Here is a 26,229-nt window from a genome sequence, read left to right as displayed (position 1 = left end):
ATAGTTACACTCCAAGTAGCTTCCATAGTATTTGGTTTAGTGGTTCCTCATCAACCTTTTGATCAGGTAGATCTTTTACTATGTGTCGAAGCTCCTCTAGCTCAGTTTGTATATAAATTAGAAGACTTTCAATAGATGCTGAGGCTAGAAATTTGTTGTTTCGTTTAGCATCCAAGATCTCTTGAAAAAATGTCTGCTTGTCTATTGGTTGTAGTCTTATCAAATCAGCCATTTTGATTGGTGGCAACTGTTTTTCCTTCACAATAAACGAAACAGCTAAATATGCTCTTGCAGCTTGAAATAAAGTCTTAATGAGCACTGTATCGTGCAGCTTGTTTTCAAGTATTTTCTTTGTGTTGGTACTTGCCATGTTTAAATAATGAAACGACATTCTTTTGAGTGAAAACCACTCAATTACTAGTCCTCTAAGTTCTTCTATTATGTCATTATTTTCTCTGTACACAATCGGAGAATGTAACATTTCATACAATGTCGGATTTGACTTACGAAATAAGTCTAATGCTTTTTTAAGATCCCAGCCATGCAATTCAAGAGAATTATGGCTCAACTCTTCAATAACATCACTTTTAGGTGTTAACCTTAAGTAGTTTTTGAGAGATCGATAATAGATAAATTTCACATCGTGATCACTATAAGAAGTTTCAGAGCCGTATGCACGGCTCCCAGACTCTCCCGCATAAATAATACTAACGTCATGGATTTCTTCAATTTCGGTTAATCTATTTACGATAGATATCATTTATCGTCCTCTTCAACCATTTTTTCTAAAAGAAGTGCAATCTCTTTAAGTTCCTCTACATTTATATTTTCAGATAAGGCTTGCTTTATACCATCGAAGTATTCGTTAACTTCTTTCAAGACCCTAACCTTTAGTGCTTCAACACCTATTAAGAAATCCTCCTTATAAATGGCATTTAAAGATGTTTTGTTCTCTTCAAGGTAGTCCGTTACAGGTTGTTGTAATTTCAGCTCAATTTCTTCCATAACTGCTTTCTTTTCATTTTTTTCAAAAAATGACTTTGGATTCTTGAACATGGATAGAGCCTTTTTAAATAGGGTTAAATCAAGGTTCTTTAATCCAGTGTCAAATTCAGGGGTACTATACGTAATATCTGTCGGTTCAGAGAGCTGAATTGTATCTGTTGTTTCATGAATTTTCTTTAATAACGAGCTTTGTACTTCATGTAATACTTTGAAAATGTATCTTTCAACACGTAATGAAGTTGCTCGCATTTCTTGTGCTAAGTCAAAACCTACCGCTTCGATTAACTCTGTTAAACAGCCTTGTAATACCTTTTTCAGATCTTTCACATCTTCTCTAATCACTGCAGGATTAAAAGACTCTTTGAAAAAGTCAGGATAACGTAAGAAAACCCTTTGTTTGATATAATACGTTAGCTCCTCTACTTCTTGTATGACAGAATCTCTCTCAAAATCAACCACATGATTTGCAATCACATTTTGAATTTGCAACTGTGACTGTACGGCATGATTTAGTTTAGCAGCTTTAACTTCTTGATCCTGAGTTGCTGATGAAATGTAATCCTGAAGCACCTGTTTTGCCCTGTTTATGTCATTATAAGCTGAAACAATTGCCATTTCAGTCAACTCTTCCATGATAAAAGCCTTAAAATCATCTTCAAAACCTGAAATTCCTGAAGATTGTAACACCCCACCCATTTCTGGCAATGTTTCACCCGTTTTTTCTTTTAAAGCTAACTGGCTAGATAATGAATAGAGACGCGGCTTACGTATACCATACCTGACAAGTTCAGATCCAACGTATTCTTCAACAGTTTCAAGCTCCTCACGGTCACTAGCTAGGTCAGCAGCATTAATGATAAAGAACATTTTATCCATACTAAATGTGTCTTTTACCCGTCCAAGTTGAATTAAAAACTCCCGGTCAGCCTTTGAAAACGCATGATTATAATAGGTTACAAAAAGAATGGCATCCGCATTTTTTATATAATTAAATGCTACACCTGTATGACGTGCATTAATAGAGTCAGCGCCCGGTGTATCCACTAGAGTAATTCCTTGTCTAGTTAGTTCGCAATCATAATATAATTCAATCCACTCAACAAAACATGCTTTCTCTTCATTTGCTACATAATCCTTAAAACCTTCCACATCAATCGTTACAATTTCACCAAGATACATAGACAAATCGGAGTAACCTCTTGTTACTGCTTGTAAAAATGCTAGGTGTGGCTTTTCTTTAGCATCAACCGTCTTGTTGCTTAGTTTAGATTTTATTATATTTAACGCATCATTAAGTGATGTAACATTTTCTCCTAGAACCTGTAACGAATGCTTAAGGTCTTGTAGTAGCTGCTGCTCAGACTTAATTTTCACTATAACTGTACCATGTTTATTCTCTTCAGTTGGCGGAACCACTTTATTAATAGTAGCTGTTGTTGGATTTGGCGAAACAGGTAATACATATTCTCCCATTAACGCATTGGCAAACGATGATTTACCTGCACTAAATGCACCAAACAAGGCAACAGTAAAATGCCTATCTTTTAATCTCTTCGCCTTTTCCCCCATGTCTGATGCAATTGAAGAAAGGCCAGTAATCCCATGTATTTTATCTTTTGCATCCAGTAAGTTACTTACAGTATTCATCACTCGTGCATGACCATCTATTTTCCGCTTACCTTCAACTTTTTCTGATTTCCACTCACCCTTTTGACTATCGTCTTTTTGGTTGGCGAGGGTAATTTCGTCTGTTGAAGAGATTGTGACCTTTTCTGTAACTAACTGTTCAACCACAGTTTGAACATCAAAATTGTCAATTGGAATTTCGCCTTCGATTAAATCATTCAGTTGATTTTCTTTTTGACGAAGTTCCGTCTTTAATTGTTGAAGATTAGTAAAGGCAGTTACATAACCTTGTAGCTTATTAATTTCTACCTGTAACTTTTCAGTCTCTAGTTTTGTTCTTTCTTTCAATTCGCTAGAAATTTTTCTAAAAAGCTCCATAGCTACGTTGCGATAGCGTTTCTTAATTTCGTTCGCAACATCCCCTGTATAGGTTAAAATATAGTCACCTGTTAATCCGGCTCCAGGTTTCACAATCGATGCAAGCAGTTCTTTTTCAAATTGCACAGTTAAATGCTGGATATCACCAATTAATTGAGTCATTTCATGTTGTTTTAAAAACTTAGTTGCAAACTCTTTGATATGCCATTCCAACTGAGAAGAAGCCTTTTCCTTAAAATCTTCATAAAAAACAGTTAACCGGTCATTTCTTTCTTTTTCTGTTTTGGCTTTTGAGAAAAACATTCCAACTTTAAAATCACTTTGGCAGGATTCAATATAGTTTTTGGCTAAGTCTCTCGTTCCAAATGGCATTAAGTAAGCATTATCTAATATTGTGTCTAACTGTGAAAGGAAGTCTTCTTCAACTCTAGTTACCTCAAGTTTTCCACGTTCTAGCTTTTCCTTCAAAATCGTCAGGTCATATTCAAGTTGATCTCGCTCAGAGTCACTAAGATCCTTCAATTGAGAGAGATAAGCTTCCTTTTTTGAAGCTTGAGCATCCTCTAGGAAATAAAGATGTTCTTTAATTAATTGTCCTGCAGATTTAGATACACTCGAAAGTAAAAGATCTTCTTTTTGTTTTAACTTTGTAGCAATTAAGTTTTTAAGTTGTGGTAATTGGTTATTCACATTTTCCTGATCACGGAGAGATGTGTAATATATGCCCTCTGGCTCAACATTCCAATCTAAAAACGCTTGCTTTACTCCTTGCTTAAATAAAGAGAAATCCAACTCGATGTCTCTATGTTTGTCAATTTGATTTATTACTAAGTAGACCTCTTTGTTTCGTTCAGTAAGCTCCCTTGTAAATAAGAAATTGAGCTCTGATTGGACGTGATTATAGTCCATTACATAAAATAACAGGTCTGCAAGGTGAAGCGCAGATTCAGTTGATACTCGATGGGCATCATCAGTCGAGTCAATTCCAGGTGTGTCCATCACTGTAACACCACTTGGTAACTTGCTATTTTCATGGCTAATTTCAATTGAGTTTACAGTGTCACCATCTTTGCAATATGATTTAATCACTTCATAATCGTAAGGTGCGGGATACTCAATAATATCTCCCTGCTTATAGTACACACGGGCATATTCTTTTCCTGACTTTACTTTAACTAAATTCGCACTTGTTGGGATCGGACTTGCAGGCAATAATTTTTCACCAATCAATTCATTTATCATACTGGATTTTCCGGCAGAGAAATGACCACAAAAACCAATCATATATTCCGAATCGTGTAATTTTTTTATAAGCTGCAGCACTTTAGTTGCATTTTCTTCATCTTTTGCGTTCATCATTTGCTTATGGAGTTCAACAAGTCTTGTTAACAGCTGCTCTTGAGTTAACTTACTACTATTTTCTGTCTGTACCATCTGTATTTAACGTCCCCTTATATCAACCTATTTTTCTTATTTGTATTTTACTCTATTCTTACGCTTTTTTGAATTACTATGTTCATAAATGAAGGATTTAGTAAATATACAAGGGTGTTATTCGCTTCAATCCACTATTAGCATCAATCCTTGGAAAAAAGACAAATAAAAAAACCAGGTATCATTACCTGGTCGCGTGAATGGAAGTATATTTGGTATTATTCAATGTAGTTTGAGATGGATTGATAATTGGCTTCTTTACATGTCCTAAGCTTACTTTTCTTAAAACATGGACCATAAGAAGTGAATACATGATAATTGTACTGATAATAAACAATAGAAGCATAGAAAGTCACCAACCTTTTTTTAATACAAGCTGATAGTGATAATTATTTTCACCTAGTCTCTATTCATTAGTCTACCATCAAAGATAATCATTTTCAATTAAATATTTTGTATTTTTCAGCATTTCATTCTGGTTCTGGGAAGGGCTTAACAGGTACAAAACGCTTTCGGTTCGTAAACTCCTTTTTATAACTCTTTAAATCCATTAAAGCTTTTTCCTCTGCCGGAATTCTAACGGAAAGTACAGCTATATTTAGAGCAGTAAAAACAATAGCCGTGATGTAGCATTGGAATAAAAGTGGGATTGTTAAGATCTCCAGACCAACTATAAAGTAATTTGGGTGTCTTATGTATTTGTATGGACCCTTTGATACGATTGTTGCATTCGGTAGAATAATGATTTTAGTGTTCCAATACTCTCCCAGAGACGTTAATGCCCAAATCCTAATTATTTGTGCACCAATAAAGAGTGGTAAAAGAATAGGCCAAAATGGTGAAATGCCTTTTATACCAAGATGATATTCAACAAATAAAGATATAAAGAAAAATACATGTACGGCAACAATATACTTATAATGCTCGCTTCCTACTTCGTAAGCCCCACGATTCTTCATAACCGTTTCATTCCGTTTTGCTATAAATAGTTCAGTTACCCTTTGTAAGATCAAAAAAAGAAAAAGCAATAAAAACATAGTCTATTTACCTCCAGTCTAAAAGTAAAAGCTCAGAGCTAAATCCTGGACCGAGTGCAGCTGCTAACCCATAGCCACCCTTCTTCACACCCTCAGAGAGCATAAACTTTTTCAATACATACATAACGGTTGCAGAAGACATATTTCCATGCTCACTTAGTACCTCATTAGAAATCTCAGTCATTTCTTCATCAATTCCTAACGCACTCTTATAAGCATCTAGAACCTTCTTCCCTCCTGGATGAGCTACGAAATGATCGATATCCTTTATTTCAAGTTCATGCCTAGATAAAAATGTTGAGACATTTGGGGCTAACCATGACTCTATAATTGAAGGAATATCCTTTGAAAAAACAACGTATAATCCTTCGTTTTTCACATCCCACCCCATTACATCTTCAGAGTCTTTCATTAGAGTTGATTGAGTATCCATTATGTAAGGAACTCTCTCTACTTTTGTTAGTTCAATATGGTCCACGTTATCTCCGACGATACATGCACAAGCAACACCATCTGCAAAAAGCGAAGTTCCTATCAAGTTACTCTTTGTTAAATCATTTCTTTGGAAGGTTAAGCTACATAATTCAATTGTAAGAACAAGTACCTTGGCATCAGGGAACGCTTTACAATATTCATATGCCCTCGATAACCCCGAAGCTCCCCCCGCACACCCTAAACCCCAGATTGGAATTCTTTTTAAATGCTGTGAAAAAGGGAGTTTATTCATAATTCTCGCATCAATACTTGGGGTTGATATTCCCGTGCTTGATACAAAAAAGAGAGCATCTATTTCAGTATAGTCTATTGATTTAGTTAGGAAGTCTTCGTTTATTAAACACTGCTCAACGGCTTCTACACCTAAAGTTACAGCACAGTCAATATATAAATCATTCTTCTCCTGAAAACTGTGGTCAACTTCAAACCAAGATAGGTCATTAACAAAGTGACGTTTTTTAATTTTTCCGTTTTCGAAAACCTGAAGAAGCCTATTAATATCTTTAAAGGAATCTTTAAAAAGTTCATTCGCAAACTCTACGGTTAAATCTTGAGACAATTCGAAACGGGGAATACTTTCCCCCACAGAGATTATCTTCGGCATAATTCACCTCGAAACAATTTAGTACTGTTATGATTTCCATTCAATTCCTGTTCTATGTAACTACATTTTAGCGCAAAAAAAAGCCTTCCTAAATCTAGACTTAGGAAAGCTAACGTTTTAAAGGAGTTTGTTGCTTTGTTGTTGTGCATTTTCATTATAAGGGATTAAACACTATGAATCATTAGCTAAAATATGTTAATTCCTAACCGGTTCGATTCTAATTAAATGTAATCTTAAGAGTACATACTAAGCTGGAGGTGATTTTTTGTGATAACAGCACAAAATGAAGGTACTTTTGATTTTGTAACTAAAGACGGTATGAATGCTGTTATAAGACCAGTAACTTCACTGGATGCGTCACAGTTAACTGAAAAGGTGAAGGATATCATAAAAGAGGGACTTATTCAAAAAGAAAAGCCCAGAACAGTAGATGAAGAATTAGAATATATCAAAATGATGAAAGAAAATAATAACATGTATATTTGTGTTGAAATAAATAGAGAAGTGATGGGGATTGCTCGCCTTGTTAGAGGTGAATTAGAAATGAAAAAACATGTTGCCCTCTTTAGAACATGGCTTACGCCAAGTGCCCAAGGCAAAGGGATCGGTAAAGCAATTATGGAGTATACAAAAGAGTGGGCTGTTAAATATGACGTTGAGAAAATATGCCTAACAGTTTTTGCAAGAAATGAAATTGCGTATAATCTTTATAAAAAATATGGTTTTGTACATGAAGGCACGCAAAAAAGGCAGGTCTACTTCAATGGGGAATACGATGATGAGGTACATATGGCCTATTTTACAAACACTCAGTAAATGCTGGGTGTTTTTTATCGTTATTTTTATAAAATTTTGATTTTTTAAGGTAGTTTTTTGTCGAAATGTGTTATTATATAAAAAATACATGTTGTCTAATATGGAGGGGATACATCATGACGTTAACTGCAAATGTAACAAATGTTCTCAACAGCACAATTGAAGCGGTAAAATCAGTTATACCTGCCTCATTACATATAGAAAGTCCAAGTTTGTTTACTGAACCTGTTGTTCAGTCATCTATTGGAGTGCTTATTGGAATGACTGGGGATATTAGAGGCCGATTAATAATTGAAGCCGAACAAAGTGTATTTAGCGGAATCGGTGAAATGATGTTCGGGATGCCGATAGAGGGTGAAATGCTTGATTCTTTCACTGGGGAACTAGGGAACATGATTGCAGGCAATCTTTCTACACATGTTTCCCAAAAAAATATTATCATGGACATTACTCCTCCAACCGTAATTGTAGGACAATCAAAGATGTTTGGCTTTGACAAGGCATTTAGAGTTCCTGTACAGTTTGAAGATAAAAGAGAGCTTCAAATCATCTTAATGTTAGAAATTAAGTAAGGAGGTACTGTAAAAGTGCCTCCTATTATTATCTAAAATTTGGATATTTCCTTTATAATTTCTTCTCTTTTTTTATCTACCGCAGTGAAATCCATTGCTTCTTTATAATAATCCTCTAGCTTATCGTGAAGTCGTTTTGCTTCACTTAAGAAATTGGTACCTAATGTCATCTTACTTTTATAATTTGTATTAAGCTCTCCAATTTCTTTCTTACAGCGAACCTCGATGTCTGTATCCATACAGAGTTTAAACATATCAACTACTACATCTCCACTACGAAAAGGGTCAACTATGTGTGGCGCTGTTCCGTCTACAACTGAAACACCTAGCCCTGGAATAACAACCATATCTACACTATTTGGGTCAAAAGCACACTGGAAATATTCAACGGACAATCCTCTGTCTTCTGCATTTTTACCAATCTTCTTCATTAAAGTGGATTTTCCGCTTCCGGGTCTCCCTTTAATTATGAATCTTTTTTCCAGATCTTCTGTTATATTATCTATAAAATTAACTGCGCCTTTTGGAGTTGCCGCACCAAAAAATCTTTTTCTTACAGTTGGATTCTTTTCTTCTTGGAAAGGAGCGCAAAAGATGTTTTCAATTAATCCATTCGTTACTTGATCGGCCTTCTTAAAATCCATAGCTGATAAATAAATTTCTTCTCTATCTAAATGGATTTTCTTCGCTTCAGCAAACACTTTATAGGCTGCTGAGAAGTTTTCTGAAATATCATCAGTTAACTCAATAATTTCTCTTTTATTTTTTAGTAGTTGATAATCATTACGGTATTGACCTAAATCAATTACCTTTTCAACCACTCCTGGATACTTTGGTTCAACAACATGTGGAGCAGTTCCATCAACAAATCCAAGTTTCGACGAAGGAACAATAAGGCCATCAATGGAATGATTATCCGAGGAGCAATGTAAATACTCAAGACTATAGCCTTTTTCCATTAGAAATAGTCCAACTTTTCTCATGAATGTTGACTTTCCAGTACCTGGCCCACCTTTAAAAATATAAAGCTTCTCTAAGCCCTTTAGCGCTTCATCATAGAGTGAATAAAATCCCTGACTTGAATTAGATCCAGCATAGTAATTTTTGATTTGTACCATAATTAACATATACCTCCTTGTAGACACGTGCCTACAATAAGGTATGGTGCTGTTCATAAAAGTGTGATAAGTGAATTACAACTAGTTAAATCCCTTCAACATCCTAACTATCTTGCGAACTGAAAATAAGATGATCATAGCTGTTATTATGTACTCTGTTTAACTCCTCTAACTTAAATATTAATAATTCATGGTCACCATCCATGGTTAAATGATTGTCCTTCATATAGTTATGCATTGCATTTCTTGCGTTTTCTTCAGTAGTAAAGATACCCACTAAGTTTGAGCTCTCTCCGCAATCACTACAACCAATATCGACTACAACAAAATACAAATGTACCCCCTCCTTCTATATATTAAAATAGTATATCAAGATTACATAAAAAGAAACGTACCCAAGAGAGTACGTTACGACTTTGAATTAGAACTTGTATTGTGAACATTTATTTCTATCACTTTTACCTCGGCAGCACCACAGTGAAGACAACTTTTCTGTTCCACCTCAATAAAGGTTAAACAATTCGAACAATAATATTTAATCAAGTTTATCACCTTTCTTTCCTACAATATATGCAATACTGTAGTTAAAACGTTAAGCAAAGATTTTCAAACAGCCAAAATCGTAGATAACCATAGTTAAAAATAAATTTATAGTTCTGTAGATAAGTTTGAAACTTTCTCTAATATGTGTTCGTCTAATTAGTATCCCTATCTTTTTTTATATAAGTGAAGGCTCCTAGTATCTAGCTAGGAGCCTTTTCTTTGTTTTTGGACGTTTCCTCCAAACTTCACTTGTCACATTATGTTCACAAATACCCCCATAACAATGTGATATATATCACTGATGTTTCAATTTTTCCCTATTAAAATAGTGAATATAGAAGGAATGAACAATTTATGACATCCTTTAAAGCACCTAGTTTTTCATTTATTTTTTTGTATTATGAAAGTGTAATCATTGATAATTTTTAAGGGGGTTGAATGACTATGCCGAAAATTGAAACTGAAAAGAAAATTAAAGTGGAAGATAGTTCTTCATTGAAGGGAACATTAGCTTCGGTATTCTTACTAGGTTTTTTCCTAATAGTAACATGGGTGGGTGTTTACTTCCTATTTTTAGACCGTGTTCACAACTTATAGTCAAGAATTTTTATGGTACTTAACTTTTTAATTACTCATGTTTTGGAAGGGGAGAAGAAACGCAATGCATATGCATAAATTTGAGAAAATTTGGTTGACGTTTGGTATTGGAACACTTTTAGTATTTTTAACAACCGTAGGCGTTGGTGCTTTTTATATGGGTACACAGCCTGCTAGCTGTCTAGTAACGATTGATCCTGAAAAGGTTCGTGAAACGGCACCTTTTGATAACCCTGGTTTAAGGCACATAGAAGGTAACAAATATGAATTAAACATTGTTACTTCAGCTTTTGCTTTTACACCAAATCAGATCCAAATTCCTAAAGGGGCTGAAGTGGTAATCAACGTAACGACAACGGATGTTGTTCACGGATTCCAAGTTGCCGGAACTAATATCAATATGATGGTTCATCCTGGATACATTAACACTTACACTCAAAAGTTCGATAAAACTGGAGAATATTTAATTCTATGTAACGAATATTGTGGAGCTGGACACCACTTAATGAGTGCGAAAATTGAGGTGGTAGAACAATGATGAATACTGTATCAAAGGTTAATTCGCGTGACGGCAAACTGGCAATGGCCCATATTTATGTAGCATTTATCGCTTTATTTCTAGGTGGTTTTGCTGGTTTATTACAAACTCTAGTCCGTTCAGGAGAATTCACATTACCTGCGGGTATTGGATATTATCAATTACTTACTGTTCATGGTGTATTATTAGGTCTTGTACTTACTACATTCTTTATAATAGGTTTTCTTTTCGCATCGTTAAGTAAGACAGCGGGAACATTGTCTGATAAGGTTCGACTATCAGGCTGGATTGGTTTTTGGTTTATGACAGTAGGAACATCTATGACTGCTACTACAATTTTATTAGGTAAGGCTTCAGTCCTTTATACTTTCTATGCACCTCTAATGGCTCATCCGGCATTTTATCTTGGATTAACACTAGTTGTTGTAGGAAGCTGGATTAGCGGATTTGGAATGTTTTCACACTTTGGAAAATGGAAAAAAGCTAATCCTGGTGCTGTTACACCTTTACTTGCTTTTATGGCAGTTATTACTATGATTCTTTGGTTAGTGGCGACATTAGGAGTTGCTGCTGCTGTATTAATTCAATTTTTACCATGGTCACTAGGACTAGTGGAAACAATAGATGTATTGATTAGTAGAACACTATTCTGGTATTTTGGTCACCCACTAGTATATTTCTGGTTACTGCCTGCCTATATGGCTTGGTATGTTGTTATACCTAAAGTTATTGGTGCAAAAATATTCTCAGATGCTTTAGCTAGACTTTCATTTGTGCTATTCTTACTATTCTCAATTCCTGTTGGATTTCACCATCAGTTAACTGAACCAGGTATTGATCCAGCATGGAAATTTTTACAAGTTGTGTTAACATTTATGGTAATTATCCCTTCACTAATGACAGCATTCTCAATGTTTGCAACGTTCGAAATGTATGGAAGATCTAAAGGAGCAACTGGTCTTTTCGGATGGTTTAGAAAATTACCATGGGGAGATGCACGTTTCTTCGCACCGTTTATGGGTATGTTAATCTTTATTCCAGCAGGTGCCGGTGGTGTCATTAATGCATCTCACCAAATGAACCAAGTTGTTCATAATACAATTTGGGTGACAGGCCACTTTCACTTAACTGTAGCAACAACTGTATTACTAACGTTCTTTGGAATTGCTTATTGGTTAATTCCACATATTACTGGCCGTGTATTAACAAAAGCTATGAATAAGTTGGCGATTGTACAAACAATCGTGTGGGTTGTAGGTATGGCATTTATGTCTACTGCAATGCACTTTGCAGGTCTACTAGGAGCACCAAGACGTTCATCATTCTCAACGTACGGTGATTCAGCACAAGCAGCTGAATGGATTCCTTATCAAATCGCCCAGGCGATTGGTGGATCAATTCTATTTATAGGAATTATCTTAGTTTTAGTTATCGTTATTAACCTTGCTTTCTTTGCGCCTAAAGGTGAAACTGAATTCCCTGTAGGTGAAGTAGCAGACACAGCTGAAAGAACACCTATGATTCTAGAAAATTGGAAGGTATGGGTAGGAGTGTTAGTCGCCCTAATCCTAATTGCTTACACAATTCCTTTCATAGATATGATTCAAAATGCACCTCCAGGTTCAAAAGGATTTAATAATTTATTGTAATAAAAAAACTCTCCTTCATCGGAGAGTTTTTTAAAATCTTTATAAATGATATACGCCACTGTATTTTTCTTCTAAATAGCTTATTAAATGTGAGGCATTTAAGCCTTCTCCTGTAACCTCATTTAGAATCTCAAGTGGCTTTTTTAATTTACCATGCTGATGAACTTTCTCAGTCATCCACTCTTTAATAGGTTGTAAATTACCTTCCTCTAGTAGAGTATCATAATTCGGTAAATCCTTTAACATCGCTTGCTTTAATTGGGCTGCATACATATAGCCTAAGGCATAAGATGGAAAATACCCGAAGCTACCTCCTGCCCAATGAACGTCCTGTAGGACTCCTTTTGCATCATTTTCCGGCGTAATCCCCAGATATTCCTCATATTTTGCATTCCAGATCTTAGGCAAGTCTTTAACTTCAATCTCATCATTGAATAGACCTTTTTCAATTTCATAACGAACCATGACATGAAGTGGATAAGTTAATTCATCTGCTTCAATACGAATAAAGGAAGGTTTTGATTCGTTAATACCACGATAAAAATCTTCAATTGAGATACCTTCAAATTGTCCACTTGAATATTCTTTCAATAAATCATAGTTTTTCTTCCAATAAGCCAGGCTTCTTCCCACGATATTTTCATAAAATAACGATTGTGATTCATGAATTCCCATCGATGTTCCCGAACATAATGGTGTACCTACTAAGCTTTGAGATATATTTTGTTCATATAAAGCATGTCCACCTTCATGGATTGTGCCAAAAACTGCGGTTCTAAAGTCGTTTTCATCATAATTGGTAGTTACTCTTACATCACCAGGATTTAGACCTGTTGCAAAAGGATGGACTGTTTCATCAAGTCTTCCTGCATTAAAATCATAACCCATTTCTTTAAGTAATTCTAAGCTCACCGCCCGCTGTTTTTCTTTTGGGAAATGATTATATAAAAAGGATGTTTCAGGCTTAGAATCTGATTCAGCAATTGCTTTAACAAGTGGAACGATATGTTCACGTAGCTGTAAAAACACTTTATCAAGAATGTCTACTGTTACACCAGGCTCATACATATCGAGCAGAGTATTATATTTATTTCCTTCATAGCCCCAATATCCAATAAATTTCTTATTGAAAGCTACAAGCTTTTCTAAGTATGGTTCAAACATCGAAAAATTTGATTCGTGCTTTGCCTGTTCCCAAACAGATTCAGCTTTAGATTGCAAAACCACATATTCCTTAAATTCATCAGCAGGTATTTTTTTATTTCTATCGTACTCTTTTTGACATTCTTCAAGTGTTTTACTAGTGATCTCAGATAATTGCTCCTTCACTTGTGGCGAAGATAACTTTGCTAAATATGCCGCCATTTCTTCGGATGTTGACATTTTAAAAACCTCTGAGGAAAGCATTCCAATTACTTCAGAACGTTGTTCAACACCTTTTTTCGGAGCACCTGTTCTTAAGTCCCAATACATAAGTCCAATTGCTTCATTATAACTTGTCATTTTTCTTACATATTCAAGAAACTGCGTTTCTATTTTTTGAATCTCCAATTAAATAACCCCCCATAAAAATAAGCTTTTCACTCTAGTTATTCAACATCATCCAACAAATCCCTTTTAATAGAGTATATTTCAACCCATCATTCGTTGGAAATCTTTACTTCTGTCGGTAGCGCCTGTTTAACTTGTTCAATCACTTCACTTTGAGTTTGATCTGTTAAATAAATCGATATAATCCCTTTGTCTTCATGAGCCCTTATTAAACGCCCTACCCCTTGCTTGAGGCGAAGTATCATATAAGGTACATCAACCTTCCAAAAGGCATTTTCAACGTATTTACGCTTTGCCTGGAAAACAGGATCGTTTGGTGGAAACGGTAATGACCAAATGATAACATTTGACAAGGATGGTCCTGGAATATCTAACCCTTCCCATAAATGAACCGCACAAAGTACTGTTTCCTCATTATTTTGGAAACGAGAAACAAGTTGGCTTATTTCCTGTTCACCCTCGAATAAGAAAGAAAAGCTGGTTGTATTTGAAACCTCTTGCTTAAATTTCAATAATTCTTCTTTCGTGTTAAATAGTACTAAGGCTCTGCCGTCTGTCTTTTTCAATTGATCAATTGTATATGAAACCTTATCAAGGAACAAATTGTCATTCATTTTAAAAACAGGGGCTGAAATTGACATCTGTTCATCGTAATTAAATGGTGATTCGACAGAGAAAGAATCAAAATCTGTAACCCCCAAACTCGATGCTATGTAGTCAAAAGTTTGATTCTCTGAAAGAGTTGCTGATGAGAAAATAAATGGCATTTTCTTAGAAAATACATTTTCTTTCAGAACAGCCTCTACGGCTCTAGGCATAATAACTAGTGTACTGTCTCCATCTCTAGTGTTCTCAATCCAGAAAATTGCTTCTGACTTCTCTAAAAGCAATTTAAGAGCAAATTCCATCTTATCAAGGTGCTCATCAACAATATTCAATTCATAGTGATCAATTGTATATGTTTCACTTTCAAAAACAAGATCATCACCTATTTTGGAAAGCATCGTATATAATTTACTTGCAACTGTTCTTAACTCTGAATCAAACTGAATATCCATTCGATCTGATCCTTGTACCTTGGTCGAGCTCTTTTTTAAGAGTGTGAAGAATCTTTCATTTTGTTCAATCGAGCTTTCGATTAGGTAAGCAAATTCTTCACGTATATCATTTTCTAATAGTCTCGTTAATAGGTTTTCAAGTGTTGTTTCTTTCACGCGATACGTTAAAGCTTTTTGAGCAGCGAATTCTAACAAATGTCCTTCGTCAAAAACCACACAGCTACCCTCTGGTAATAAAGGGAGTTGCCCTTCACGTTTCCTAGCTTCAGATGTCCAAACATGTTCCATATAAAAGTCATGTGAGCATATAATTAAATCTGTTGCTTTTCGATAGTGCTCCCTTGATAAAGTTTGCCCACAACGATGTCTTTTTTCACAGGAAAAGCAATCTTGAAAAGTATCCCAAGCCACTAAATCCCAATCTTCATCTGGGATATCTGAGTAATTCTTCCTGTCACCATAATGATAAAACGATTGTAATGTTGAAGGATTATGTACAAAATCAGGTAGTTCACTGTATAAATCATGTATTAACTCAGAATCATTTTTAACCATCACATCATCTAGTTTACGCAGGCATAAATATTGATCTTGAGATTTTGCTAATCTTACATCTATATTTAAGTCTAATGCAGTTGAAATTTTTGCAATGTCACCTTCAGGCTTTACTAATTGCTCAATTAATGACTCATCTGCACAAGCGATGATGGCAGGTTTACCAGTGAATCTTGCATAGCACAGTGCATAGAGTAAATATACAATTGTTTTTCCTGTTCCTACCCCTGCCTCAGCAAAGACGATTGATTTATTTTTAAATGCCCTTTCAAGCTGAAATGCCATGTAAATTTGTTCATCCCTTAATTCAAATCCCTTATCAGGAAGAATGTCATAGAAAATATCACCAATCCATTCATTAAGCTTATCAAAAAAATTATCCTGCTTTGTAATTTGAAAGGGCAGTCGATCACGAATCATTTATTAATACCTCCAGAAGATAAGACTAAAGGAAAATTATCATATATAACAATTAGTAAGTCAAATAAAACTGTGAAAATAAAAAGAAACTCGCCACGTTTGGGCGAGTAAAAAATTAATCTTATGGTTCCTTTACTTGGTATAACGTAAGTAATCTTTTTCAACTGAGGTAGCGTGAGAAAGAGCTTGAAGATATTCGTCTTGTGCTTGTGAGATGTTATCCATCACACTAATCTCTTGACCCGCTTCACTCAATAGAGCTTTATATGAAGTTTCCAATGCTTCACGGATTTTAGAAAAGTCCATTGTATTCAATCTAATCACTCCTGTAAAACCGAATAATAAATAACAATTACATTTTATGTTTTGTTTGTAATTACTATTCACTTTATTTTTGCTATTTTACAAATTTTTTTCAAAAGGACTATTTACACTTTGAACCTTGCCCGTTTCTTTCCGCTCCACTCTTGTTATAACAATAGAATATCTATCCCAATAAAACCTTTTATTAATCACGCGGTGGTCTAGGGCCAAAATACTGATAGTAATCGGTTTTTATGAATCCATTAAACAGCTTTCTTTTTTTAGTTGCTGGTTTACCATAGCAATCCTCGAAGCTTTCGTTGGAAGTAAGCATATATACTGACCATGTATCTAGCTTGGAGAAGGCTTTCCCCATTTCTCTGTACATTGCTTCTACTGCTTTTTTCTCTCCTAATCGTTCACCGTATGGTGGGTTTCCTACAATAACACCATATTCCTTTTTGGAGGTAAAATCAGAAACTTGCATTTGTTTAAAACTTATCAGATCTGCAAATCCTGCTTCCTCTGCATTTTCTTTTGAAATTTGTATCATTCTATGATCAATATCAAGCCCTGTAATATCTATAGGTTGGTCATATTTTGCAAGATCTTCAACTTCTTGTCTTGCGTCATCCCACGTATCTTTCCCAATCCAACTCCATTGCTCAGAAACAAAACCTCTATTAAATCCTGGAGCAATATTTTGTCCAATAAGTGCTGCCTCAATAGGTAATGTTCCTGAACCACAAAACGGATCAACAAAAGGTCGGTCAGGTGTCCAGTTTGTAAGTTTAATTAGTGTAGCTGCAAGGGTTTCTTTTATTGGAGCTTCGCCTTGCCCTATTCTATAGCCTCTTTTATGTAACCCCGTTCCACTTGTATCAATGGTTAGGGTTGCAATATCTTTTAATAGTGCCACTTCAATACGGAAAAACGGACCATTTTCCTCTAGCCATTCTGTTTGCTTTTTATAATGTTTTTTTAAGTTTTCAACAACTGCTTTTTTAACAATACTTTGACAATCTGACACACTAAACAATTTAGATTTGACCGATTTACCAATTACAGGAAACTCAGCATTTTCTGGCAGATAATCCCCCCAGTTTAATGCTTTAGTCTTTTCAAAAAGCTCGTCAAAGCTTGTTGCCTTAAACTCTCCTACCTTAATTTTCACACGGTCTGCTGTTCGTAGCCAAAGATTACTTCTGCAAATTGCCTTTTCATCTGCTTCAAAAAGCACTTTTCCATTATCTACAGTACATTCATACCCTAAATCACGTACTTCCTTTGCAACAATTGCTTCAATACCCATTGCTGCTGTTGCAATCAATGAAACTTTGCCCATTTTTTTCTCATCCTAACATTCCAAAATTTTATGTATTCATAAAGCACATTTACACTATATAATCATGGTATCCTATTATCAGTATACCCAAAATAAAAGCTCTCCTATAAAAGGAGAGCTTAGATTATACGTTAAAGTTTATACGCATCAATAACGTTCTATAAGCCATGTTTTGTTCCAAGTACTACAAACGGCAACTGCCTTGTACGAGGTGGTAATCATCTATCTACAGAATTGCTCTGTCCTTCTCCTTGTTCAGTTCCTAAGAGAAGGTGCCCCTACCAAATTTGGGTTTCTCGCTCGAGGGGTTTACCCGTTCCACCCTTGTAATTTCTTACAAGACTACGTCACTGTGGCACTTTCAAGGTATTCAAGCCATATCCATAAAGACTTAGGCTTTTTCCCTGCCGTTAGTCCAGTAAGACCAGACTACCCTAGCTTATTTTTTCGCTAGGCACGAACACTACGGACATCTCAGTCCGTGCGAGCATGGACTTTCCTCTAAAGAATGTTATTCTCCAGCGATTACCCGAACGTTATTAATGCTGCTCACTAAGTATAGTAAATAAAACACTACTTCGCAACACTATTTCGTTTGTAAGATTTAACAATTAATCAAATAACTTATTCCCGAATACGTGTTTTTCAAGATTTGATAGCCTTTTTAGAATATCAAAATTAGTTGTACCGGTTTGTGGTTGTGTTGGCTGTTTTTTAAATGAAGAATCTTCTACCTGACGTTTTAAACGTATATTCTCTTGTTGAAGGTCTTCAAGCTCCTGCTGGAATAATTCATAATCTTTTATGATTAAATCTAGAAACTTGTCGACTTCTTCTTGCTTATACCCTCTCATGCCTGTTTTGAATTCTTTTTCTAAGATATCTTTAACTGAAAGTTTAATTTTGTCTGTTATCATTCTATTCACCTCGATACACTTTCCCCAATCTTCTCTTTCTATTTTTTCAAAAAACTTATGTCTTGTCAATTTTTCTTTTACTATCTAAGGCTCTTTTCACATCACTTAAGTCCAAAAGTCATCTCTTTTAAGCAATTCTTCTTCTACAATCATTTGTAAGTCATAAGAGTTAATCATAATAATTTCGTATGGCATTTTTTCGGATTTTTTCTTAGCCTCTTCAAGGATATATTGAGGATTACCCGGTTTTTCATCATCGTATAAAAGCAAGAGAGCATCACTCTTATCAACGAAAAAATGATTTTTCAATCGAAATTGATTTGGATTTTCATATTTTTTATTTGTAATGCTGTTAACATAGTCGGCTTGAGACAGTATATACTCATAATACTCTTTCTTATCTTCCTTCCAGTTTTCCTCCTGGTCAAGGAATGGGGTGAAAACTCCGACTTTCAGTTGCTCATACTCCATTTGAAGCTCATATGTAATTTCCGCAGCCCATAATTCTGTACCTAGTTGTCCACTGATTATTACCCACTCTAATCCATTTTGTGCTAATTGTTCAAGTTGTTTCCTTAGTGCTTTTTTTATATATTCTACTTCAGGTTGTTCATTTTTGAAAATCCCAAGCTCATGCGGCTTGTATCCTGAGACTGCGACAATACGAATCAATTTTTCAGGTAACTCCTTTACTATAGTTAATAAAAGAGAAACAGGAACTAAAACGTTAGTTCCTGTTTCTATATAATCATTATCTACCAAAGAATGGTCTTGGCATTCTAGGACCACAATTAAAGTGTTGGTGAGAAACTTCATTTACAACAGACTCAGTGTGTGGATAATAGTGTACGTGCTCATACATTTGATGATTCACATGTTGAGTATGTGACGGATGAATGTGTGGAACAACCGTCTTATTACAATAATGCTGAACATTACATTTCGTTGGATATACAATCGGTGCCATCATGTTTGGTCTACCATTCATAATTAAAATCTCCTTTCCATCATCTGTGTTACACTAATAGCCTATGAAGAAAAGGAGTCACATGTACTGATACAAACACCTATTTTTCCTGGATATTTTAGAATACCCGATTGAATCTAATTATTATTATTTATTATATTGTAAAATTACTATCCTTAATTCCAGAAAGTATTAGAGTAATAGCAACCAAAACGAAAAAATATAAAAATAGTACTTTTTTGTACAACTTCGCTCTCTCCAATATAGTAAAATATGAATCTATACAAGACCACATTTTACACCTATCAACATTTTTCTACAATGTTAATATCAGGAATCAATCAAAATGTAACTGAAATGACAAAAACTTGACGAAAAAACTCTAATTCTGCGCTTGCCCGGGCAATATTTACTGAACATTCCTTCTTTTCTCCTTCTTTTCGAGGCGAAGAATTCGTTTTTCGAGTTCTTCTATTTCACTCTTAATCTGGAGGCTATTGCTGATCTCTAAACCCTCACATGCAAACTGCAAAGCGGTTGGATAATCCTTTTCTTTATGCTCGTATAGCTTTGATAATTCAATCCCTGATTTGAGTCTTAAGTGTTTATCTGCTCTTTCATACACTTCAAGAAATTCTGCAATCGCTTCATTCCACTTTTTATTTTTCTTTAACATTGAAGCTATTGCAAACTTAGCCTTTAAAGAATCTTTGTTATCCAAACTTGCAGCATGTAGGTAACCTTTTTTGGCTTCGTCTTTTTCTCCCAATGTATCAAACCAACGAGCGATTTCAAACTGATCTGGTGAAGATTCATCTGATGATAGTAACAGATTGGATAAGTGAATATAAAGAGTTATTAACGATAAGATATCCACTTCATTATGATGCATTACACCAAATATTCCTTCAGGGTTTTTGTGCTCAATAAAATCGAAATAAATCATCGGAGCTAGGTAGCCTGGAACATCCTTTTCCCTAGTTATATTAAGAATTTCCTTTTCAACAACAGACAGTCGAACCGAGTCTAGTTTATTCTTCCATAATCTACGTGATGCATGATATAAATCAAAATGACCAAACTCTGGAAGTTTCGGAAGTGCATCTCGAATTAGGGTATGTCTAGTTTTAAGCTGTGGCCAATCAAAGGATTTTCCGTTATAGGTGACTAGTGTCGTGTAATCCACAGATGATAGGAAGCTCTGATAAAGTGCCACTTCTCCTCCAAGGTTTGGTAAAAAATGTTGAGTCAATATTATTTCTTCATCTGCAAGACGGGCATGACCTAGTAGAAAAATCGTGTTTCCCACTCCACCACCTAGTCCAGTTGTCTCCGTATCAAAGAAAAATAAATCTTCCGCTCTAATGTGTTTACTTGATAGTGGGTGATCCACTTTTGCCTCATTCCAACTGGATACAACTCTCTTTAATTCATTAAATTGATAGAGTCCATGCTTCGTTTTGAGTGGGTACCTTACTTCTCTAACAAAGCAATAAGATTCATCAAAGTAAAATGGCTTTGCTCCATATTTCTCCCACTTATCAAGATCAGGGATATCTATACTTAATGATGCTTTCTCAATTTGCTCTTTTTGTTCGCGAGGTTGGGTATTAGTAGAAATATGATTTTTTAATCGATTTAACTTATTTTTAATTGACACGACCTTCCCCCGATTCTAACTTTTATTCCTAAGCCGATCGACCAGTTTAAGTGTATCTATTTTTACATGTTCATTAACGACATCGGTTCCTATACAAGACGGGCAACCCGCTTCACAGGTACAATAGGAAATCATATTCTCAGCCTCTTCTAGAATAGATTCCATTATTTCATAAACTTTATCACTTAAACCCACACCGCCTGGGTATCGGTCGTACAAAAATATTGTCGGTTGCTCGTTGTGTAAAGCCTTTACTTGCGGAACAACATGTAAGTCCGAAGGGTCACACATGACTAATAAGGGGGCAACATGACGAAGTACATTTGCAATACCAATTAGCCCCTCCTCTAATCTCTGTTCACTGAGATCTTTAACATCTTCTTTGTTTAGACTTATCCAAGCAGCAGAGGTGTGAAGCTCCTCTTCCGGAAGATGAATAGGACCTGAACCGATATTTTCATGCGTTTCAAACTTAATTTTTTTGAAAATAGTCGCCATTGCTTGTACAGTTACATCTCCAAATCCTATTTCAAGTTGATCTTGAGTACGATGTTTATCAATCTCTAACACTCGTAACTGAACAGCTAAATTGGCATCTGTAAAATAGTCAACGTCCACTTCTCGAACGAAGGCTTTTTTCTCCTCCCAATCTAGCATCTCCACTTGATATTGGACTCCTTGATGTAGATAAATGGCCTCATCATGTAAGAGTGTCATTGCACTAAATCGGTCCATCTCTCCAATTACTTTAACAGCAGCTACATTTGATTGGTCAATAATAACCACATTCTCTTGCGAAGCAGAACGCAAGCTAATATTATGAGCAGGGAAAGAATCATTCATCCAGTACCACTTGTTTCCATTTTGATGAAGCACTCTTTCTTCTGTTAGAAATTCTAATAGTTCTTCTAATTCAATACCACCAAATGTATCCCCTTCTTTAAAAGGGAGTTCATAAGCAGCACATTTAAGGTGATCGACAAGTATGACTAAATTATTTGGATTAATTCGGGCAGTCTCTGGATTGCTACTAAAGAAGTAGTCCGGATGTTGAATGATATATTGATCTAACGGACTTGAACTAGCAACCATTATTATAATGGCCTCTCCTTGCCTTCTCCCTGCTCGTCCCGCTTGTTGCCAAGCGCTTGCTATCGTTCCAGGATAACCAGTCATAATACACACTTGTAATTGACCAATGTCTACTCCTAACTCAAGAGCATTCGTGCTTACAACCCCATAAATGTCTCCATTTCGCAAGCCTTTCTCAATTTCACGCCTTTGTTTAGGTAAGTAACCACCTCGATATCCTCGTATCGACTTTGCCCCAAGTTGATTTTTAACGAGCTCTTGTAGATACGTAAGGATGATTTCAACTCTTACTCTACTTCGTGCAAAGACAATAGTCTGGATTTTATTCTTTAAAAACTCACTAGCAAGGTTTCTCACTTCAAGTGTAGCACTACGTCTAATGTTAAGTGGCTTATTCACAATTGGTGGGTTATAAAAAACAAAGTGCTTCTTGCCAGTAGGCGCACCATTGTTATTAATAAGTGTCATCTCTTCTCCAGTTAATTGCTCTGCAAGTTCTTTTGGATTAGCAATGGTCGCAGATGTACACATAAAGACAGGCTTACTTCCGTAGAATTCGCAAATCCTTTTTAGTCTACGAATAACATTGGCTACATGACTTCCAAAGACTCCACGATAAATATGAAGTTCATCAATCACCACATATTTAAGATTTTCAAATAAAGAAACCCATTTTGTATGATGCGGTAAAATTGCTGAATGGAGCATATCTGGATTTGTAATGACAATATGTCCCGCTTTTCTTACTACCTGCCTAATATTTGCTGCTGTGTCCCCGTCATAGGTATAACTATTTATAGATGCGTCCATCTCTTCTATTATTTCATTTAGTTCACTCTTTTGGTCTTGTGCGAGTGCTTTAGTAGGGAACAAATATAGTGCTCTACTTTGGCTGTTTTCTACTATATTCTGTAAAACAGGCAGATTATAGCAAAGTGTTTTCCCCGATGCCGTAGGTGTTACAGCAACGAAACTCTTTTTTTCTGTTGCTGTCTTAAATGCACTCTCCTGATGTGTATATAGAGCGTTTATTCCTCTTTTATGTAAAGCTTCTTTGAGCTTATCATCAATTGTTTCAGGTAATTCTACAGTATCTGCAGGTTTTGGCTCAATCGTATGCCAATGAACAAGATTCTCTTGAAACTGTGGTGTTTGTTTTATAAAATCAATAACCTCTTGGATATTCTTCCGAACCTTCATCAATCCTCACCTCTTCGTTACTCCTATTGTATCGAATGAACGTTCGTTGTTAAAGTCCTAAGTTTTTGGAAAAAGGTAATAATAAAAAGACCTCAAATAATAGAGGTCTTAAGTGAGTATTAGGTTTATAAAAATCGTTTTCTTTCTTCAGGAGAAGGAATCCGACAACTTTCATTTTTTCCGAACCATTTATATCTATTTCTCGCAATTATATCATAAAAAAAGTCTCTCAATGGTCTTGGTAAAATTATGAACAAATAGAGTAATTTCCAGGCTCCTTTTAGTTTTTTGCAAATTCGAAGGGCTGCAGATGATTTATAATAACAATGACCATCTTCAATAAGGATAATACTATCTATACTTTTCGAAGCGTTGTACTTACTCAATAATTCTTTCCCAGTTTCACTTTGTAATGAAGCGAATTTAAAGTCTCCTTTTGGGTCTCTCTTAATAATAAATTGAACACTTTGATCACAAAAGTTACATTCCCCATCGAATAAAATAATCCTTCTCATGTCATCCCCCTTTTCTCATGATACCAACTTGATAAGTCTACTTCAAACCATCTCTTTCGAAATAAGAATTTATTATCATCTGATTAATCACAACCTATTTAGCTCATACTACACTTGATATTTTATTTTTCTTGAATGGAGCTGAAATTTTTATGCAATTCGAACCTAGAAATTCTACTGAGGCTGCTCTTCATCATTATAAGGAAGGGCTAGGGGTATTCACTCAAAAAATGCCTGAACTCGCTTCAAAATATAATGCCTTTACTCAAGAATGTTTTAAAGAAGGAGCACTTTCACAAAAAGAAAAACAGCTTGTTGCACTAGGCATTGCACTTTATTCACAAGATGAATATTGTATTATTTATCATACTAAAGGCTGTCTAGATCAAGGATGCTCTGAACAGGAAATTCTTGAGGCCGTTGGTGTAACTGCTGCTTTTGGTGGTGGGGCTGCAATGAGTCAAGCGGTAACTCTTGTACAAGAATGTATGTCTGAATTGAATCAGTTGAAGCAGTAGTATTAGTTATTGATTTTACATAAGGACATCCTAGCGTAAAGATAGGATGTCCTTTAAATTTAAAATAGATAAGATAAAAGCCAGCCCATAATTGGACTGGCACTGCCACTTTTGCCGTATCGAAATGCAGTTTCAAAAACCAATACTCCACTAGGTGGGTGTTCTCAGAGACTCTCCAAACTTCCTCTGTCCGCATGGGGAGGCTTGTTTTTCAGCCACATTATTGAACTCCCTATTTAACACTCAAAGGTTGAAACTACATTTGAATACTAACAACACAGCAGTAAAATCATAGTACATTATATTATTTTAAGATGCAAATTCCTTCCTTACTTTCTTTTCTTTTCCTTTTAACTTTCAACTAGTGTGTATATAATAATAAAGGATTCCATAGGAAAGGAAGTACGAGTCAATATGATAATTACAGACCATACAGTAGAAAAATTAGAAGATCCGTTTGGTTTATTAGCTGGAGATAGATATGAATTTCTACTAAATATTGAAGTTTCTGATGATGACGAACTCTATTCAGATAATGGAATATATATCCGACTAATCTTTGTAGCAGAAAATGAAAATGCAAGAATTACACAGTCTAATTTTATTGAAAAAGAAACAAACCGCTACCTAGAGTTTGAATTAGAAGAAGATGAAGAAGAGATGGTTTTGAACTATTGTAAAAATAACCTCCCACAAGAATAAACAAAAAAATTGACCTATCCTTCAGGTCAATTTTTTTGTTCATTGTATAAGTGACAAGCTGTATAGTGTTTTGGTTTCATTTCTTTCCATTGAGGTATTTCTCTTGCACATATATCCATTGCATGTTGACAGCGAGTTCTAAAAACACAACCGCTTGGTGGGTTCATTGGACTCGGTACGTCACCTTCTAAAATAATTCTTTCTGATTGTTTAGAGGGATCAGGTACAGGTACTGCAGATAACAATGCTTGAGTGTAAGGGTGTAATGGTTCTCGATAAAGCTCATCACTATCTGCAAGTTCCACCATATTCCCCAAATACATTACTAACACTCGTTCAGATATATACTTTACCATTGAAAGGTCATGAGCAATAAATAAATAAGTTAATCCTAGTTTCTCTTGCAAGTCTTTTAGAAGATTTACAACCTGTGCTTGGATAGATACATCTAGTGCTGAAATCGGTTCATCACACACAATAAACTTTGGGTTTAGTGCTAACGCTCTAGCAATCCCAATTCTTTGTCTTTGCCCACCACTAAATTCGTGTGGATATCGATTTGCGTGCTCAGGAGTTAGTCCAACCAACTTCAACAATTCAGCCACACGTTCCTTGCGCTTTTTCCCTTTTACAACGCCGTGAATGTCCAAAGGCTCTGCGATAATATCTTCAATTCGCATTCTTGGATTCAAAGATGCGTATGGATCTTGAAAAATAATCTGAACCTCTCTCCGAAGCTTTTTCATTTCTGTTACTGATAGAGTAAATATATTTTTTCCTTCAAAAAAAACTTCACCATCTGTCGCCTCTAATAAACGGATAATGGTTTTTCCAGCAGTCGATTTCCCACATCCACTTTCACCAACTAATCCTACCGTTTCACCTTGAAAAATATCCAAACTTAGGTGATTTACAGCCTTTAGAGGGACACCCCCTGAGTTAAAATATTTCTTTAAATTTCTGATTTGGACTAAGGGCTTTTCTACCGAAACCGTCTCACTTGACAAATATATC

24 protein-coding genes and 2 other RNA genes are annotated in these 26,229 nt (G+C 35.4%); 7 read left to right on the top strand and 19 right to left on the bottom strand.

The window, feature by feature from the left end:
* Window positions 1-4: 4 nt before the first annotated feature.
* The 4 genes from J2Z26_RS09745 to J2Z26_RS09730 form a co-directional block, all read right to left on the bottom strand.
* Window positions 5-760, bottom strand: a complete 756-nt coding sequence (locus tag J2Z26_RS09745; protein ID WP_193539463.1) for a nucleotidyltransferase domain-containing protein — start codon at window positions 758-760, stop codon at window positions 5-7.
* The gene (locus J2Z26_RS09740) at window positions 757-4,443 is read right to left on the bottom strand and encodes a dynamin family protein (RefSeq protein WP_193539464.1); all 3,687 of its coding nucleotides are present in this window, start codon (window positions 4,441-4,443) and stop codon (window positions 757-759) included. Before J2Z26_RS09740 ends, J2Z26_RS09745 begins: the two co-directional genes overlap by 4 nt.
* A gap of 470 nt (window positions 4,444-4,913) precedes the next feature.
* The gene (locus tag J2Z26_RS09735) at window positions 4,914-5,480 is read right to left on the bottom strand and encodes an isoprenylcysteine carboxyl methyltransferase family protein (protein ID WP_193539465.1); all 567 of its coding nucleotides are present in this window, start codon (window positions 5,478-5,480) and stop codon (window positions 4,914-4,916) included.
* Window positions 5,481-5,487: 7 nt separating this feature from the next.
* Window positions 5,488-6,579 carry a type III polyketide synthase gene (locus tag J2Z26_RS09730; protein ID WP_193539466.1) on the bottom strand — a complete coding sequence of 364 codons (1,092 nt, stop codon included), beginning with the start codon at window positions 6,577-6,579 and terminating at the stop codon, window positions 5,488-5,490.
* Between the two features lie 267 nt (window positions 6,580-6,846).
* Here J2Z26_RS09730 and J2Z26_RS09725 point away from each other — a divergent pair, with 267 nt between their 5' ends.
* Window positions 6,847-7,395, top strand: coding sequence for a GNAT family N-acetyltransferase (locus J2Z26_RS09725; RefSeq protein ID WP_319638097.1), 549 nt, complete (start codon window positions 6,847-6,849; stop codon window positions 7,393-7,395).
* 116 nt (window positions 7,396-7,511) lie between these two features.
* Entirely contained in the window at window positions 7,512-7,967 is a 456-nt protein-coding gene (locus J2Z26_RS09720) for a chemotaxis protein CheX (protein ID WP_193539467.1), read from the top strand.
* Between the two features lie 32 nt (window positions 7,968-7,999).
* Here J2Z26_RS09720 and J2Z26_RS09715 read toward each other — a convergent pair whose 3' ends face one another.
* Window positions 8,000-9,085, bottom strand: a complete 1,086-nt coding sequence (locus J2Z26_RS09715) for a PRK06851 family protein (protein ID WP_193539468.1) — start codon at window positions 9,083-9,085, stop codon at window positions 8,000-8,002.
* 103 nt (window positions 9,086-9,188) lie between these two features.
* Entirely contained in the window at window positions 9,189-9,419 is a 231-nt protein-coding gene (locus J2Z26_RS09710; protein WP_193539469.1) for a hypothetical protein, read from the bottom strand.
* A 653-nt stretch (window positions 9,420-10,072) separates the two neighbouring features.
* Here J2Z26_RS09710 and J2Z26_RS09705 point away from each other — a divergent pair.
* The 3 genes from J2Z26_RS09705 to J2Z26_RS09695 all read left to right on the top strand — a co-directional run bounded on the left by J2Z26_RS09705 (window position 10,073) and on the right by J2Z26_RS09695 (window position 12,412).
* Window positions 10,073-10,225, top strand: a complete 153-nt coding sequence (locus J2Z26_RS09705; RefSeq protein WP_193469089.1) for a cytochrome c oxidase subunit 2A — start codon at window positions 10,073-10,075, stop codon at window positions 10,223-10,225.
* A gap of 64 nt (window positions 10,226-10,289) precedes the next feature.
* Entirely contained in the window at window positions 10,290-10,763 is a 474-nt protein-coding gene (locus J2Z26_RS09700; protein WP_193539470.1) for a cytochrome c oxidase subunit II, read from the top strand.
* Window positions 10,760-12,412, top strand: coding sequence for a b(o/a)3-type cytochrome-c oxidase subunit 1 (locus tag J2Z26_RS09695; protein WP_193539471.1), 1,653 nt, complete (start codon window positions 10,760-10,762; stop codon window positions 12,410-12,412). The genes J2Z26_RS09700 and J2Z26_RS09695 overlap by 4 nt, the downstream gene beginning before the upstream one ends.
* A gap of 39 nt (window positions 12,413-12,451) precedes the next feature.
* Here the strand turns inward: J2Z26_RS09695 and J2Z26_RS09690 are convergent, their stop codons facing one another.
* From J2Z26_RS09690 to J2Z26_RS09640, 11 genes are all read right to left on the bottom strand, one after another.
* Window positions 12,452-13,963: a carboxypeptidase M32 gene (locus J2Z26_RS09690; RefSeq protein ID WP_193539472.1), complete on the bottom strand. Its 1,512-nt coding sequence runs from the start codon at window positions 13,961-13,963 to the stop codon at window positions 12,452-12,454.
* 89 nt (window positions 13,964-14,052) lie between these two features.
* Window positions 14,053-15,996, bottom strand: coding sequence for an ATP-dependent DNA helicase (locus tag J2Z26_RS09685; RefSeq protein ID WP_193539473.1), 1,944 nt, complete (start codon window positions 15,994-15,996; stop codon window positions 14,053-14,055).
* Window positions 15,997-16,128: 132 nt separating this feature from the next.
* Entirely contained in the window at window positions 16,129-16,302 is a 174-nt protein-coding gene (locus J2Z26_RS09680; protein WP_227413869.1) for a DUF3921 family protein, read from the bottom strand.
* A gap of 202 nt (window positions 16,303-16,504) precedes the next feature.
* Window positions 16,505-17,644: a THUMP domain-containing class I SAM-dependent RNA methyltransferase gene (locus tag J2Z26_RS09675; RefSeq protein WP_193539474.1), complete on the bottom strand. Its 1,140-nt coding sequence runs from the start codon at window positions 17,642-17,644 to the stop codon at window positions 16,505-16,507.
* 156 nt (window positions 17,645-17,800) lie between these two features.
* Window positions 17,801-18,181: RNase P RNA component class B (gene rnpB / locus J2Z26_RS09670), an RNA gene on the bottom strand.
* A gap of 74 nt (window positions 18,182-18,255) precedes the next feature.
* Window positions 18,256-18,561: a cell division regulator GpsB gene (gene gpsB, locus J2Z26_RS09665; RefSeq protein WP_193539475.1), complete on the bottom strand. Its 306-nt coding sequence runs from the start codon at window positions 18,559-18,561 to the stop codon at window positions 18,256-18,258.
* 105 nt (window positions 18,562-18,666) lie between these two features.
* The gene (locus J2Z26_RS09660) at window positions 18,667-19,230 is read right to left on the bottom strand and encodes an SLOG family protein (RefSeq protein WP_193539748.1); all 564 of its coding nucleotides are present in this window, start codon (window positions 19,228-19,230) and stop codon (window positions 18,667-18,669) included.
* A gap of 82 nt (window positions 19,231-19,312) precedes the next feature.
* A complete protein-coding gene (locus J2Z26_RS09655; RefSeq protein ID WP_227413845.1) occupies window positions 19,313-19,549 on the bottom strand; it encodes a CotD family spore coat protein in 237 nt (78 codons plus the stop codon).
* Window positions 19,550-19,937: 388 nt separating this feature from the next.
* Window positions 19,938-21,188: a ribonuclease H-like domain-containing protein gene (locus tag J2Z26_RS09650; RefSeq protein WP_193539476.1), complete on the bottom strand. Its 1,251-nt coding sequence runs from the start codon at window positions 21,186-21,188 to the stop codon at window positions 19,938-19,940.
* 15 nt (window positions 21,189-21,203) lie between these two features.
* A complete protein-coding gene (locus J2Z26_RS09645) occupies window positions 21,204-23,480 on the bottom strand; it encodes a DEAD/DEAH box helicase (protein ID WP_193539477.1) in 2,277 nt (758 codons plus the stop codon).
* A gap of 125 nt (window positions 23,481-23,605) precedes the next feature.
* On the bottom strand, window positions 23,606-23,995 hold the full coding sequence (locus J2Z26_RS09640) for a thiol-disulfide oxidoreductase DCC family protein (RefSeq protein WP_193539478.1): 390 nt from the start codon (window positions 23,993-23,995) through the stop codon (window positions 23,606-23,608).
* 152 nt (window positions 23,996-24,147) lie between these two features.
* On the opposite strand from J2Z26_RS09640, the gene J2Z26_RS09635 reads away from it, so the two are divergent.
* Window positions 24,148-24,513 (top strand): carboxymuconolactone decarboxylase family protein, encoded by a 366-nt coding sequence (locus J2Z26_RS09635; RefSeq protein WP_193539479.1) that lies wholly within the window; start codon window positions 24,148-24,150, stop codon window positions 24,511-24,513.
* 98 nt (window positions 24,514-24,611) lie between these two features.
* On the opposite strand, the gene ssrS is transcribed toward J2Z26_RS09635, so the two are convergent.
* A non-coding RNA gene (ssrS, locus tag J2Z26_RS09630) (6S RNA) lies at window positions 24,612-24,800 on the bottom strand.
* Window positions 24,801-24,927: 127 nt separating this feature from the next.
* Between ssrS and J2Z26_RS09625 the strand changes: the two genes are divergently transcribed.
* Window positions 24,928-25,215, top strand: a complete 288-nt coding sequence (locus tag J2Z26_RS09625) for a DUF6509 family protein (RefSeq protein WP_193539480.1) — start codon at window positions 24,928-24,930, stop codon at window positions 25,213-25,215.
* A 26-nt stretch (window positions 25,216-25,241) separates the two neighbouring features.
* Here J2Z26_RS09625 and J2Z26_RS09620 read toward each other — a convergent pair whose 3' ends face one another.
* The gene (locus tag J2Z26_RS09620) at window positions 25,242-26,222 is read right to left on the bottom strand and encodes an ABC transporter ATP-binding protein (RefSeq protein WP_193539481.1); all 981 of its coding nucleotides are present in this window, start codon (window positions 26,220-26,222) and stop codon (window positions 25,242-25,244) included.
* Window positions 26,223-26,229: the final 7 nt, after the last annotated feature.

Source organism: Cytobacillus luteolus (assembly GCF_017873715.1).
Classification (GTDB): Bacteria; Bacillota; Bacilli; order Bacillales; family Bacillaceae_L; genus Bacillus_BV; species Bacillus_BV luteola.
This window is presented reverse-complemented; position numbering and strand designations above follow the sequence as displayed.